Origin of the sequence: Luteibacter sp. UNCMF366Tsu5.1, from assembly GCF_900119235.1 — a bacterium.
Classification (GTDB): domain Bacteria; phylum Pseudomonadota; class Gammaproteobacteria; order Xanthomonadales; family Rhodanobacteraceae; genus Luteibacter; species Luteibacter flocculans.
Map to the genome: position 1 here is coordinate 129,425 of NZ_FPIS01000002.1, position 12,792 is coordinate 142,216.

Consider the following 12,792-nt stretch of genomic DNA (forward strand, 5'->3'; position numbering starts at 1 on the left):
GGGAATATCGTGCCCATTCGCTGATGCGACCTCGCGATTGGATGGATCAAGCCGATCGCATTCTTGTTTCGCCGCCAACGCATGGTCCCGCGTGTCATTGATGCTGTTTACGACGCAACTCACGAATCGCTTGGGCAGGCCGGCCTTGCTTCTGGCGCTCCGTTTTCCGATTGCGATGCATCAATACCCCTCCAGATCCGATAGCCCGTCGGCAAACTGACCCGGTCAAACCGCTCCCATGCTAGGTTCGGGCGTCCTTGGTAGGGGAGGCTCCGCATGACGATGTTTCGACTGATCGCGCTCGCGGTGTTGGCTTGCGCCATTACCACGCCGCTGCATGCCACCGATGCGCCTGTGGTCAGCGGACAGGCCCGCTTCACGGTGCTGACGCCGCGCGTGATCCGCATGGAATACTCACCGAGCGCGCAGTTCGAAGATGCACCATCACTGGTCTTCGCCACACGCGCCGCGGCGCCGGAGACGAAAGCCCAGGTCACGCATGAAAAGGGCTGGCTCGTCATTCGCACCGACGTGCTCACGCTGCGCTACAAGGAAGGCTCGGGCGCCTTCACGGCGGACAACCTCAGCATCGCGTCGAAGACGACGAAGCCCGCCATCGACTGGCATCCTGGCCTCAAGGACACCGCGAACCTCGGCGGCACGGCGCGCACGCTCGATCAGGTGGATGGCGATCGCCACGCCTCGGACAACTCGCTGCTCGACCTTGGCGATGGCCTGATCTCGCGCGATGGTTGGCATGTCGTCGACGACACCGGCAGCTATGTGCTCGGCAACGAGACCCTGCCGTGGGTACATCGCCGAACCTGCCAGGACTGCACCGATCAAACCTTCTTCGGTTACGGTCATGACTATGCGGTCGCGCTGAGCGATTTTGCTCAGGTGGCTGGCCGCGAGCCGCTGCCGCCGCGGTATGCCTTCGGGTACTGGTGGTCGCGCTACTGGAACTACAGCGACGACGAACTGCGCGATCTCGTCGCGCATTTCAACCGCTACGGCATTCCGCTCGATGTCCTGGTGATCGATATGGACTGGCATCGTACCGACGGCCTTTCATGGGTTCACCCCAAGAAAGACGTCAACGGCCAGAGCATGGGGTGGACGGGTTATACGTGGAATCGAAGCCTGTTTCCCGAGCCGGGGCGCCTGCTGCACTGGCTCGGCGAACAAGGCCTAAAGACCACGCTGAACCTGCACCCGGCCTCAGGCATCCTGCCGCATGAGGATGCGTACAAGGATTTCATGGCGGCGCTGAGGGCCGATCCGGCGAAGCCGCTGCCGTTCGAAGCCGCCGATGCCAACTATATGGCAGCGTATTTCCGCACCGTACTCGATCCGTTGAACGCGCTGGGTGTGACCTTCTGGTGGCTCGATTGGCAGCAGTGGAAGGAATCGAAGGCCATGCCCGGGCTGTCCAATACGTGGTGGCTCAACCACGTGTTCTTTACCCACATGCAGGAAGAGGGCAAGCGGCGCGCGTTGATTTACCACCGCTGGGGCGGGCTCGGTAATCACCGCTATCAGGTCGGTTTCTCGGGCGACTCGATCATTTCGTGGGCATCGCTGGCATTCCAGCCGCGCTTCACCGCCACCGCTTCCAATGTCCTCTACGGCTATTGGAGTCATGACCTCGGCGGTCATACGTTCCGCGACGAAAGCGATCCCGCCACGCGTCGCATCGATCCGGAGCTTTACATTCGCTGGATGCAGTTCGGTGCATGGAGCCCGATCATGCGTACCCACACGACCAAGAATCCGGATCTCACGAAGGAACCGTGGCGCTTCGCACCCGCCGAGTTCGATGCGCTGCGCGATACGGTGCTCACGCGCTACACCTTCCTGCCCTATGCCTACACCATGGGCAGGAAGGCATACGACACCGGCATCTCGCTCGTGCGTCCCATGTATTACGCGTGGCCGGACAATGACGAAGCATATAAGGCCAGCGGCGAATACATGTTTGGCGACGACCTGCTCGTCTCACCCGTGACGTCGGCCGGCGATGCCAACGGCTTCGCCACACACGCCACCTGGCTGCCGATGGGCGACTGGTTCGACACCAACGACGGTAGCGTCGTGAAGGGCGGTCGCACGATCCAGGCCCGCTATCGACTCGACGAAGTGCCCGTGTTCGCGCGTGCCGGAGCGATCGTGCCCACCAACACCGATCCGACCGTGAGCGTCTCGCATGACGTTGGCGCACGTACGTTGCGCGTCTATCCAGGTGGCAACGGGAAGGCGGAACTGTATGAGGATGCGGGCGACGACGAAGGCTATCGCGGCGACGCGTTCGCGCGCACTGCGCTGTCGTCGGAATGGTCGAAGCACGCGCTGCGCGTACACATTGCGCCGCGTGTGGGTAGCTACCCCGGCATGCCGACCTCACGCCAGTGGTCCGTGGACGTGCCCGCCGTCGCGATGCCCGCTCGCGTGACGGTGGATGGCGTGACGCTCGTCCGTTCCGATGAAACGAAGCCCGGCACCTGGCGTCTCGCCGGCAAGGACCTCACGCTGCATGTCACGCTCCCCGCGCACGGCTACGACCAGGCGCAGACCGTCGAAGTGACATGGCCCGCCAACGCACCCGACGTCAACGGTCTGGTTGGGCAGATGCGTGACGTGCGCGCCGCGGTGGCCTGGCTCAAGGCGCACTGGCAAGACGTGAACGGCGTCCCCGACGAGGTCTCGCTCGCCGCGCAGGCCGACTTGCTGATCGACTACCACCCCGACCAGTTCGCCGAGGAGGTCGCCGCATTCCGCAAGCGCTACGCCGCGCTGGACAAGTCACTGGAACAAGGCGGCGTACCGGCCGACATGCGCGCGACGTTCAAGGCGAAGCTGGGCCGCTGAGTCGAAGGCTAAGGCCCCGCGGCTTGTTCCTAAACGGTGGTCTGAGACAACGCTCAGTGTTAGTGCTGGCTCGGCTGCGTAATTCGACTCATGCATCCCGTGTGCCCCAACGGCTACGCAGGCATGTCCTGTTTGATGGATTAGGTTCTCGCTAAGACAGTTGTTCGATGCCTTGCTTTCGCTCTTGTGTAACGTGTCAATGCACGAGGGAAATGGCGGCACTGTCTAGGTAATGGGGCGTGAGATCCCTACAGGGAGCCGTACCTCATTGTCGCGTTAGCCGCGCCATCGGCCGTGCCTTCTTTCGCTCATTCGAAAGGGGCGCGCGTCGATGCGCGAGAACTTTTTCAGGGAGAGATAGATGACGGGTATTCCATCGTTTAATCGGTTAGGCGCGCGAGCGGTCCTGCGAGGCCTTGTGGCGGCGTGGATTGGGGTGGCACTGGCGCCCAACGTCGCCGGTGCCATGGCCTTCGGCTCGCAGGACACTCAGATATTGAGTGCGAGCGAGCGTATAGAGATGGAGCAGCTGCTTGCTGCCGAAACAAGCACCATTGTTAAGAGGCAGGAGCAGTTGGACGGTCAAGGTATCCTCAGGACACCGACCGTCAGGTTCACCGATGATGGAACCAAGCTCATTGTCGAGTTGGGATCAGGTCATGTGCCGAAAATCAACGGAGGGGAGTTCGAAGATCACCTGATGGAGATCGCCAATACGCTCATATTTCGGATGGAGGCCATTGCTCCGATTAAGGGTGTCGACTTCGTTTTTGATGGGTACGATATCTTCCATTATTTTCCCGAAGACTGGAGGCCTGCACCTCCGCGGCGCGTTCCTAGGGTCGGTGCGAACGGTCAGCCACAATCAACAAAGGTTCTTATCTCGGCAGGGCACGGACTTTATTACCACCGAACCTATACGAATGCCCAGGATGCAGCGGCTATTGCTGATCCGGAGTTCCAAAAGGCCGCCATGCGCGGCCTGGAAAAAGGGATATCGCATGTATCTGCGGAACACGCTTCCCGATGCGTTCGCGATCGTGAGCCATCCCGATATCACGATAAGACGTGGGCAGTCGGCCAATCTTGAAGCACCGTTCAAAGGCCATCCGACTTTCCCGGTTTTGCGAGAGACCAAGCCCATCTCATGTCCCGTAGGATGGAAATGCACAGGGGGAACTCAGTCCCTCACTGAAACGTCATCCCCATTCGTGACGAGGGCCGGCTGCGCATCGAGCAATCCCGGCGAAGGAACGATTCGCTGGGAGGTCGAGTTCACTGATGCTTATGGTTTGAAATCCCACGCGCAGTTCGACATGCACTGCACGCTCTAGGTAGATTCACCGGACTAGGTCGGAAACAGCATAAGCTCGCACTGAACGGTCAATGCCCATCGATTGACACCCCGCGAAGCGGTTTGCCATAAGTGCGGAGCACGCTACGCACCGTCTTTGCGAAAGGTGAACCTATGAGGCGTACCGCTGCTTTTCTCTTCCTCACCTGTCTCGCGGCGAGCGCCGCAGCGGCGGACACTTATCGCCTCGGTTCCCGCGTGATTTCCACCGGGGACAGCGAAGGTCGGTTGCGCGAGGTGGCTGGCAAGCCGGATCGTGAAACGCCGATCGAGACCGATCGCGGTGGCCTGGCAGGGTATCGGCTGGAGTACTACCGGGGTGGCAAGTCGGTGCTGATCGAGTTGATCGACGGCAAGGTGGCCCGGATCACCCAGATCGACCCGTGAGCGCCGCCGCCATCGGCGGCGCCAATTGCCGCACCGCGCCTTGGCTCTTGGCGGGCCCGCGTTAGGGCCTGTTTACCCTATTCGCGTGGCCCGCGCCGGGAGCTGTTTGCTCGGCAGGCAAGGAAGAACGAAGGAGTGTATGTCGATACACAACTGAGAGATGACGAGGCCTGACGGGCAAACAGACCCGGCCCTTTGGGTTGCCCCGGAGTGGCCGCCATGCGGCAGCGCGCGGCTTGGCCTGGCAGCCAGCCAGGCCGGCGCCACGCACTACCACCTGACGGCCACTCCGCGGCAACGCGGGCTACGCGAATAGGGTAAACAGGCCCTAGAATTGGCCCACCCCGTGGGGGTGCAGCCAACCCATGAAGATGCCCAGCGCCACCATGGCGATGAGCAGCAGCGATAATCCGATACGGCGGGTGAGGGCCCAGACGGTGCGCTTGCTCTGGCCCTTGTCGGTCATCATGAAGAAAAGCGCCTGCCCGAGGTTGAACAACACCACCAGCAGCAGGATCACCAGCGCATATTTGTAGATGGTTTCCACGTGACCGTTCCGCCCCATTGCGACAATCCGAGTATAGCGGCGGCTGCGCGGGGTCTTGCATGACCTTTCTGCGCCGTCCGACGTGGTTCGCTGTCGCACTCACGGTGGCAGGCATCCTGGTCTTCGTGCGACTGGGCATGTGGCAACTGGACCGCGCCTCGGAAAAGGACGAACTGCTGCGGCGGTTCGCCGCAGGCGCCGCGGCCGGTGTCGAGGAATTCGGCATGGTGGCGGAGACGCCGCCCGACGATCGCTATCCGCGGCTCGACGTACACGGCAGTTTCGTACGCGATCGCTACTACCTTCTGGACGATCAGACCCACGCGGGTCAGCTCGGCGTGCATGTCTACGCGCCGTTCGCGCCACGCGGCCACGACCGCTACCTGCTGGTGGACCTGGGGTTCCTGCCCAAGGAGGGTGGGGCGAATCCGCGCCTGCCGCCACTGCCGACGGGAGACACCGATGTCCATGGCCTGTACGTACCGCCACCGGGCGTCGGCATCCGCATGGGCGGCGATCGTCTGCCCGAGCAGCGGGGCGCCGAGAAGACCGTGATCTACGTGGATCTCAAGGACATCGCTGCCGATCTGGGCCACTCGCTGTATCCTCGCGTGCTGCTCATGGACGCCGACCCCGCGAGCATCTACGCGCGCGACTGGACGCCCGGCTTCATGCCGCCGGCGCGCCACCGCGCCTACGCCTTCCAGTGGTTCACCTTCGCCCTTGCGGCGGTGGTGATCTTCGTCCTCCTGCACCGCAAGCGACGTTGAGCAGCGGCCCGAGAACCCATGACCGATTCGAACGCCAAGTCCACCACACCGCGCAGCGGGCGCTTCAAGCTCGTGCTCATCATGCTGGTCTTCCTGGCTCCCATCGTCGCCGCGGGGATGCTGACCTTGTCCGGCTGGCAGCCGCAGGGCAAGGGCAACGGCCAGCCGATCGTGCCGCAGCGCAGCGTAGCCGACGTGCGCGTGGATGCGGGCGGCAAGCCGTGGGCGTGGCGCGACAGTGAGCCCCGCCTCACCCTGGTGGCGTTGCCTGGCCCGGGCTGCGCCGAGCGCTGCGTGCAGACCCTGGCGCTGATGCGCAATGCGCGCATCGTGCTCAATCGCAATGCCGACCGCCTGCGGTTGCTGTACATCGGCGCACCGCCCGTCGTGGCGGGTGCCGATGCTGTGATGACCGATTACGTCGTCGGCACTGACCCGGCAGATGCCTTCGCCGAATTCCGCCCGCGCGAGGCGGACAGCGTGGCAGCCGTGCTGGTCGAGTCGAACGCCACGGCGCTGGCCTGGTATCCGGCGGGCTTCGACCCTAACGGTTTGCGCAAGGATCTGCAGAAGGTGATCCGCTGATGTCGCCCCGCACCGTGAAGATTCTCCGCACGCTTGCCTTGCTGGCAGCGTTGTTCGCCTTCTGCGTCGTGATGTTCGGCGCGTTCGTGCGCCTGTCCAATGCCGGTCTGTCGTGCCCGGATTGGCCGACCTGCTACGGCAAGGCCACATGGCCCGGGCATGCGCAGGACATCGCGCAGGCGAACCAGGCCTTCCCCGATCGCCCGTTCGAAACGCACAAGGCGTGGCGCGAGCAGGTGCATCGTTTCCTCGCCGGCAGCCTCGGCGTGATGGTGCTGGCGATTGCCGTCGTCGCTGCATGGCGTCGCCGGTTCGCGGTGTCTGCCGTGCTCGTGGCGGCGGTGTTCGCCGCGGTGGGCGTGGTGATGTACATGCGCGGCGAGCATGTCGTGTCGTCGTGCCTGTCGGCCCTCGCGATCGCCTTGCCGCTGGTGGCCGCGGCCACGCTGCCGCGACCCGGTGCGTGGAAGGTCGGTGTAGCCGTGCTGGCCGTGATCATCTTCCAGGCCATGCTCGGCATGTGGACGGTCACGTTGCTGCTGAAACCCATCGTCGTGATGGGTCACCTGCTCGGCGGCCTCGCCACCTTCGCGCTGCTTGCCTGGGCTGCGCTGCGCTGGTGGCGCGTCGGTACGCCGGACGATCGCTACGCCGCGTTGCGTGCGCCGGTCGCCCTCGGCATCGCAGTGCTGGTCTGCCAGATCGCGCTCGGCGGCTGGACCAGCTCCAACTACGCCGCGCTTGCGTGCGGCACCGATTTCCCGAAGTGCCTGGGCGAATGGTGGCCGCAGACGGATTTCCACGAAGGTTTCGTACTCTGGCGCGGCATTGGCGTGAACTACGAAGGTGGCGTGCTCGACATGGCCGCGCGCAGCGCGATCCAACTCGCTCACCGCATCGGTGCGCTGGTGACCTTCTGCTATCTCGGCTGGCTCTCCCATCGGCTCGCGCGTGCCGGCTTGCGCAAGGCGGGTATCGCCGTCGCCGTCGTGCTGGTGGCCCAGGTGCTGCTCGGCATCGGTAACGTCCATCTCGGCCTGCCGCTGCCGGTCGCGACGGCGCACAATGGCGTCGCTGCGCTGCTGCTGTTTACCCTCCTGGTAGCGCTTGCCAGCACGCAGCGCCTTCCGGCGCCGGAGTCCCCGTGAGCATCCTCGGCCAATACCTGGAACTGACCAAGCCGCGCGTCGTCGCGCTGCTGGTGTTCTGCGCGGTCATCGGCATGTTTCTCGCCGTGGACGCGAATGGGCAGCGGGTGCTTCCCACCTGGCACGCCGTCGTCTTCGGCACGCTCGGCATATGGTTAGCGTCTGCGTCGGCTGCCGCGTTCAATCACCTGATCGATCAGCGCATCGACAAACTGATGGCGCGCACCTCGCATCGTCCGCTCGCCACGGGACAGCTCACGCCCATGCAGGTGTTCGTGTTCGCCATGGCGCTTGGCATCGTCTCGATGCTGGTGCTGGTGTTCCTGGTCAACATGCTTACCGCGGTGCTGACCTTCTTCTCGCTGATCGGTTACGCCGTGATCTACACCGCGTACCTCAAGCGTGCGACGCCGCAGAACATCGTGATCGGCGGCATCGCCGGTGCGGCGCCGCCCATGCTGGGCTGGACCGCGGTCACCGATTCGCTCCACCCGTACGCCCTGCAGTTGCTGCTGATCATCTTTGTGTGGACGCCGCCGCATTTCTGGGCGCTGGCCATCTTCCGCGTGGACGACTACTCGCGCGCGCAAGTGCCGATGTTGCCGGTGACGCATGGCGTGACCTATACGCGTTGGCACATTCTTTTCTACACGATCCTGCTCTTTGTCGTGACGCTGCTGCCGTTCTTTACCGGCATGAGCGGTCTGATCTACCTGTTCGGTGCCGTCGTGCTCGGCGCGGGCTTCCTCTGGTATGCGGTGCGCCTGCTCAACCCGCCGGACGAAATGTTCGCCATGCGTACCTTCAACTACTCCATCATCTACCTGATGGTGTTGTTCGCGTTCCTGCTGGCCGATCACTGGCTGGTGGAACCGGTGATCCAGACGGGCTTGCGCTTCGAGCCGGTGGCCTGAGCGCGTTAGCGATCCAGGGCGTCGCGTAGCCAGTCGGTGACGCGCTCGGGATGTTCCAGATGAAGATGGTGGCCGCCGTCCATATGGGTGACGCGGATGTCGTCCACGCAGTCGATGCGTACCTGCAGCGCTTCGGGCTCCAAGTAGGGCGGATGCGGCCGGGCGAGCAGCAGTGACGTCGGCGCAGCCAGGCCAAGCAGCAGCGCCATGATCTGCGTTTCCGCCAGGCGGATGGCCGTGGGGCGCGACAGGCGCGGGTCGCTGCGCCAGCTGTAGCCGCCCTCGACCTCGCGCAGGCCGCGCTCGACGATGGGGTGCGCCAGATACGCGTCCAGGCCGCTCGCCATCGCGCGGGCGCGGGCCGCATCCTCGATGCTCGGAAACACGCGCAGCGGGCGGGTCGCGCCTGGCGTCACGGCCATGGCCTCGCGAAAACGATCGAGCGTGCGCGAACCGTCGTCGCCCAGCGGGCCAAGGCCCTCGATCAGGGCCAGACCACGGATACGTTCCGGTGCCGCAATGGCCACCATCGTCGCTACGCCCGCGCCGAGCGAATGCCCGAGCAGGTGGAAGCGGGGCAGTGCGAGCGCGTCGGCCGCCGCGAGCACGGCGCGCGCGTAGTCGAGGTACTGGTAGATCGTGCTGTCGGGCAGGTGATCGGATCGACCGTGGCCCGGCAGATCGAGCGCGATCACATGGAAGCGATCGGCGAGTCGCGGGGCGATCAACGCAAAACTGGCAGCGTTGTCGAGCCAGCCATGCACCATCAGCAGCGGCGGCGCATCCGGTTGCCCCCAGGCCAGGGCCGACAGCTCCAGCCCCGGCACCGAAACGGTCAACTCACGCATGTGCGCCGGCCTTGCACGCCCTCTCGCGCGCTTCTGCGAGGCGCACCGCTGCCGCTGCGGCGTCGTAGTCCTGCGCGAACTCCGGCCAGCCCTGCGTGTGGCGCAGCACCAAGTCGGCGATGGCGTCGACATGCGCGGACGTGGCGTTCAGGCAGGGGATGTAGCTCAGTGTCTCGCCGCCGGCCTCGCGGAAGAACTCGCCGTTCTGCATGGCAATTTCCTCCAGCGTTTCGAGGCAATCGACAGCGAATCCGGGGCTGATGACGTCGATACGCTTGATGCCCTGCGCGCCGAAGGCCTTCACCGTCTCGTCGGTATAGGGGTGCAGCCAGCGTTCCCGGCCGACGCGCGACTGGAAACTCATGGGCGCTTCGTCCGCGCTCAGGCCCAGTGCCTCTCGCAGGAGGCGCGCCGTCGCGTGGCACTGGCAGAAGTAGGGATCGCCATTGCGCAGGTAGCGCTCGGGGATGCCATGGAAGCTCATGAGCAACTTTTCGCCGCGTCCGTTCCGCTCCCAATGCGTCCGCACGCTGTCGGCAAGCGCGGCGATATACGCCGGCTCGGCGTGGTAGTCGTTGATCTGCCGCAGTTCCGGCGGCCAGCGCAGGCCCTTGATCGTGTCGGCCACGGCATCGAAGACACTGCCGGTGGAGGTGGCGGAATACTGCGGATACAGCGGAAGCACCAGCAGGCGCCGCACGCCTTCGCGCTGCAACTGCGCGATGGTATCCGCCACGGCGGGCTTGCCGTAGCGCATGGCGAGCGCCACACGGATCGGGCCGGGCCGGCGGCGCCCGAGTTCCGCCTGCAGCGCAGCTGCCAGCGCTTCGCTGCCGACGCGCAACGGCGAACCCTGCTCGGTCCAGATGCGTGCATAAGCGTGCGCGGAGCGTTTCGGCCGCACGCGCAGGATCACGCCGTGCAGAATGGCCTTCCACAGCAGGCGGGGGTATTCGATAACGCGCGGATCGCCCAGAAACTGCGCCAGATACGGCCGCACGGCCGCGGCAGTGGGCGCATCAGGTGTACCGAGATTAACCAGCAGCACACCGGCCTGGGGGAGAGTGTCGTGGGAATGACCGGCAAGGCCGGTATAGTTTGGCGTACCTGGCATCGGCGTTCAGCGCTCGCGGGGATCGTTGCAGTCTGCCATAGGGCGGTGCAGCGACGCTCGTCGGGATCGCCGCCATCGATGCCCATCCGCGCCAGAAGGAGTCACCGATGTCCCCACGCCTGTTCAACCTGCTTGCCCTGGGATTCCTCACGCTGCTGCCCTCGATGGCGGCGCAGGCGGCGGATCCGCCTCGGAAGCAGGCTGTCGAAGCCGTGCGCGTGTTGCGGGACATGATCGACGACGCCCCTGACAAATCCCTCCCGACCGACATGCTGCGTAACGCCCACGCCATCGCGGTCATTCCGAAAATGGTCAAGGGCGGCTTCGTGTTCTCGGGCACGAAAGGCGAAGGCCTCATCTCCATCAAGCATGATGGCGTCTGGTCGAACCCGAACTTCATTTCCCTCGCCGGTGCCGGCGTCGGCTTCCAGGCGGGTATCCAGTCGGCCGATGTGATCCTCGTCTTCATGACCGATCGCGGCGTCAACGAGATCATCGACGGCAAGTGGACCATGGGCGCCAATGCTGGCGCCGCCGCCGGTCCGGTGGGCCGCTCGGCCACGGCGGCCACCGATGGCCGGATGAATGCCGAGATCTACACCTACGCCCGCGCGAAGGGTCTGTATGCCGGCATCGCCCTGGATGGCGCCCATTTCAGTATCGACGACGACTCGAACCGGGAAATCTACGGTCCGGGCATCACGCCGCGCAGGATTTTCGAGGGCGGCGTGACGAATGTTCCAAGCGAGGTGGTGAATTTCAGGGATAAACTGGAGGAGTACACTAACCGCTGACCCCCGTCCCACTGGCCGCCGCAAGGCGCCCTCGAGGTTTCCATGAGCATTACCCATATCGTCCTCCTGCTGCTCGTCGTCGTGCTGATCTTTGGTACGAAGAAGCTGCGCAACATCGGCTCGGACCTGGGCGGCGCCATGCGCGACTTCAAGAAGGGTCTGGACGGCGACGAAGAAGCACGCCAGGCGCGCGAGCGGGACGACAAGCTCCGCGCCGACCCGCCGCCGTCGACCCAGGTGCCGCCGGCCCACAGCGAGACGAGCGAGCCGCGCGACCGCGCTCCGTGATCCTGGCGGCGCCATGATCGACATCAGCCTGACCAAGCTGCTGCTCCTCGCGGTGGTGGCGCTCATCGTCCTGGGACCGGAACGCCTGCCCCATGCCGCACGCACCGCCGGCGCCCTGCTGCGCCGCATGCGCAATGGCTGGGACAGCGTGCGCGCGGAGGTGGAGCGCGAGATCCAGGCTGAGGAAATCAAGCGCACACTGCGCGAGACGGCTGAGAATGCGCGCGCCACGCACGAGAGCGTGCGGGACGACGTCCGTGCCGCAGGAGCGGAGATACGCGGCGCCAGCGAGCGCATCCGCGACACCTTTACCGAAACCCAGACGGCCCGCGCCGCGGGCCGCGAGCCCGACCCGGCGCTCGACATGCTCCCGTTGAAGCGCGGCGAGCCGGTGCCGCCCGAGAACCAAACGCATGACCGCACGTGAGCCCGATCCGTCGTCCGACGACGTGGTCGAAGAGGGGCTGTTCTCCCACCTGATCGAACTGCGCTCGCGTCTGCTTCGCGCCATCGTCGTGTTGCTGCTCGTGCTGCTGGCGCTGGTGCCGGTGGCGAATCATCTTTATGCCGAACTGGCAAAGCCGCTCGTGGAGCGCATGCCGCAGGGCGCGCACCTCATCGCGACGGAAGTGGCCAGCCCGTTCGTGACGCCGCTGAAGCTCGCGTTCTTCGTCGCGCTGTTCATCAGCATGCCGATGATCCTCTACCAGCTCTGGGCCTTCGTGAGCCCGGGCCTCTACCGGCACGAGAAGCGCCTTGCGCGCCCGTTGCTGGTGGCATCTCTGGTGCTGTTCTATTCCGGCTGCGCCTTCGCCTATTTCATCGTGCTGCCGGCCGCGTTCAAGTTCCTCAACGCCGTGACCCCCGACGGCGTGGCGATGATGACGGACATCACGCATTACCTCGATTTCGTGATGCTGATGTTCTTCGCTTTCGGGCTCTGCTTCGAAGTGCCCGTGGCGGTGGTGATCCTGGCCGCCATCGGCATCGTCGATGCCGAGAAACTGAGCAAGGGCCGCGGCTATGCCATCGTCGGTGCCTTTGCGATCGCCGCCTTCATCACCCCCCCCGATCTCCTTTCGATGATCATGCTCGCGGTGCCGATGTGCCTGCTCTACGAGTTGGGTCTGCTGGCCGTGCGTTTCCTGTTGAAGCCGCCCGAGAGGGAATGAGCG

At 64.7% G+C, this 12,792-nt stretch carries 14 protein-coding genes; 11 read left to right on the plus strand and 3 right to left on the minus strand.

Features of this window, described 5'->3' with window-relative positions:
- Positions 1-276: 276 nt before the first annotated feature.
- From BT115_RS09795 to BT115_RS09805, 3 genes are all read left to right on the plus strand, one after another.
- Entirely contained in the window at positions 277-2,868 is a 2,592-nt protein-coding gene (locus tag BT115_RS09795; RefSeq protein WP_072322438.1) for a glycoside hydrolase family 31 protein, read from the plus strand.
- Between the two features lie 361 nt (positions 2,869-3,229).
- Positions 3,230-3,958, plus strand: coding sequence for a hypothetical protein (locus tag BT115_RS09800; RefSeq protein ID WP_072322439.1), 729 nt, complete (start codon positions 3,230-3,232; stop codon positions 3,956-3,958).
- A 378-nt stretch (positions 3,959-4,336) separates the two neighbouring features.
- Entirely contained in the window at positions 4,337-4,609 is a 273-nt protein-coding gene (locus BT115_RS09805; protein WP_072322440.1) for a hypothetical protein, read from the plus strand.
- A 328-nt stretch (positions 4,610-4,937) separates the two neighbouring features.
- Here BT115_RS09805 and BT115_RS09810 read toward each other — a convergent pair whose 3' ends face one another.
- A complete protein-coding gene (locus tag BT115_RS09810; protein WP_072322441.1) occupies positions 4,938-5,174 on the minus strand; it encodes a twin transmembrane helix small protein in 237 nt (78 codons plus the stop codon).
- Positions 5,175-5,215: 41 nt separating this feature from the next.
- On the opposite strand from BT115_RS09810, the gene BT115_RS09815 reads away from it, so the two are divergent.
- Genes BT115_RS09815 through cyoE form a run of 4 tightly spaced genes read left to right on the plus strand, consistent with a single transcriptional unit; the run spans position 5,216 to position 8,573 of the window.
- Positions 5,216-5,926, plus strand: a complete 711-nt coding sequence (locus BT115_RS09815; RefSeq protein ID WP_072322442.1) for an SURF1 family protein — start codon at positions 5,216-5,218, stop codon at positions 5,924-5,926.
- An 18-nt stretch (positions 5,927-5,944) separates the two neighbouring features.
- Complete coding sequence (locus BT115_RS09820) at positions 5,945-6,511, plus strand: hypothetical protein (protein WP_072322443.1); 567 nt, start codon at positions 5,945-5,947, stop codon at positions 6,509-6,511.
- Positions 6,511-7,659, plus strand: a complete 1,149-nt coding sequence (locus tag BT115_RS09825) for a COX15/CtaA family protein (protein ID WP_072322444.1) — start codon at positions 6,511-6,513, stop codon at positions 7,657-7,659. The genes BT115_RS09820 and BT115_RS09825 overlap by 1 nt, the downstream gene beginning before the upstream one ends.
- On the plus strand, positions 7,656-8,573 hold the full coding sequence (gene cyoE / locus BT115_RS09830; RefSeq protein WP_072322445.1) for a heme o synthase: 918 nt from the start codon (positions 7,656-7,658) through the stop codon (positions 8,571-8,573). Before BT115_RS09825 ends, cyoE begins: the two co-directional genes overlap by 4 nt.
- A gap of 5 nt (positions 8,574-8,578) precedes the next feature.
- Here cyoE and BT115_RS09835 read toward each other — a convergent pair whose 3' ends face one another.
- Positions 8,579-9,421, minus strand: coding sequence for an alpha/beta fold hydrolase (locus BT115_RS09835; RefSeq protein WP_072322446.1), 843 nt, complete (start codon positions 9,419-9,421; stop codon positions 8,579-8,581).
- Complete coding sequence (gene hemH, locus BT115_RS09840) at positions 9,414-10,535, minus strand: ferrochelatase (protein WP_072322447.1); 1,122 nt, start codon at positions 10,533-10,535, stop codon at positions 9,414-9,416. The genes BT115_RS09835 and hemH overlap by 8 nt, the downstream gene beginning before the upstream one ends.
- A 107-nt stretch (positions 10,536-10,642) precedes the next feature.
- Here hemH and BT115_RS09845 point away from each other — a divergent pair, with 107 nt between their 5' ends.
- From BT115_RS09845 to tatC, 4 genes are read left to right on the plus strand one after another with little or no spacing between them, the layout of a single operon-like run.
- Positions 10,643-11,329, plus strand: a complete 687-nt coding sequence (locus tag BT115_RS09845; RefSeq protein WP_072322448.1) for a lipid-binding SYLF domain-containing protein — start codon at positions 10,643-10,645, stop codon at positions 11,327-11,329.
- Between the two features lie 42 nt (positions 11,330-11,371).
- Positions 11,372-11,617: a twin-arginine translocase TatA/TatE family subunit gene (gene tatA / locus BT115_RS09850; RefSeq protein ID WP_072322449.1), complete on the plus strand. Its 246-nt coding sequence runs from the start codon at positions 11,372-11,374 to the stop codon at positions 11,615-11,617.
- A 13-nt stretch (positions 11,618-11,630) separates the two neighbouring features.
- On the plus strand, positions 11,631-12,044 hold the full coding sequence (gene tatB, locus BT115_RS09855) for a Sec-independent protein translocase protein TatB (protein ID WP_072322450.1): 414 nt from the start codon (positions 11,631-11,633) through the stop codon (positions 12,042-12,044).
- Positions 12,031-12,789, plus strand: a complete 759-nt coding sequence (gene tatC / locus BT115_RS09860; RefSeq protein ID WP_072322451.1) for a twin-arginine translocase subunit TatC — start codon at positions 12,031-12,033, stop codon at positions 12,787-12,789. The genes tatB and tatC overlap by 14 nt, the downstream gene beginning before the upstream one ends.
- Positions 12,790-12,792: the final 3 nt, after the last annotated feature.

Bases quoted from the DNA above. Each gene is read 5' to 3' on its own strand.
- BT115_RS09845 (WP_072322448.1), top strand. From the start codon at position 10,643: ATGTCCCCACGCCTGTTCAACCTGCTTGCCCTGGGATTCCTCACGCTG.
- BT115_RS09810 (WP_072322441.1), bottom strand. From the start codon at position 5,174: ATGGGGCGGAACGGTCACGTGGAAACCATCTACAAATATGCGCTGGTG.
- BT115_RS09825 (WP_072322444.1), top strand. From the start codon at position 6,511: ATGTCGCCCCGCACCGTGAAGATTCTCCGCACGCTTGCCTTGCTGGCA.
- BT115_RS09795 (WP_072322438.1), top strand. From the start codon at position 277: ATGACGATGTTTCGACTGATCGCGCTCGCGGTGTTGGCTTGCGCCATT.
- tatB (WP_072322450.1), top strand. From the start codon at position 11,631: ATGATCGACATCAGCCTGACCAAGCTGCTGCTCCTCGCGGTGGTGGCG.
- BT115_RS09805 (WP_072322440.1), top strand. From the start codon at position 4,337: ATGAGGCGTACCGCTGCTTTTCTCTTCCTCACCTGTCTCGCGGCGAGC.
- BT115_RS09820 (WP_072322443.1), top strand. From the start codon at position 5,945: ATGACCGATTCGAACGCCAAGTCCACCACACCGCGCAGCGGGCGCTTC.
- BT115_RS09835 (WP_072322446.1), bottom strand. From the start codon at position 9,421: ATGCGTGAGTTGACCGTTTCGGTGCCGGGGCTGGAGCTGTCGGCCCTG.
- BT115_RS09815 (WP_072322442.1), top strand. From the start codon at position 5,216: ATGACCTTTCTGCGCCGTCCGACGTGGTTCGCTGTCGCACTCACGGTG.
- tatA (WP_072322449.1), top strand. From the start codon at position 11,372: ATGAGCATTACCCATATCGTCCTCCTGCTGCTCGTCGTCGTGCTGATC.
- BT115_RS09800 (WP_072322439.1), top strand. From the start codon at position 3,230: ATGACGGGTATTCCATCGTTTAATCGGTTAGGCGCGCGAGCGGTCCTG.
- tatC (WP_072322451.1), top strand. From the start codon at position 12,031: ATGACCGCACGTGAGCCCGATCCGTCGTCCGACGACGTGGTCGAAGAG.
- hemH (WP_072322447.1), bottom strand. From the start codon at position 10,535: ATGCCAGGTACGCCAAACTATACCGGCCTTGCCGGTCATTCCCACGAC.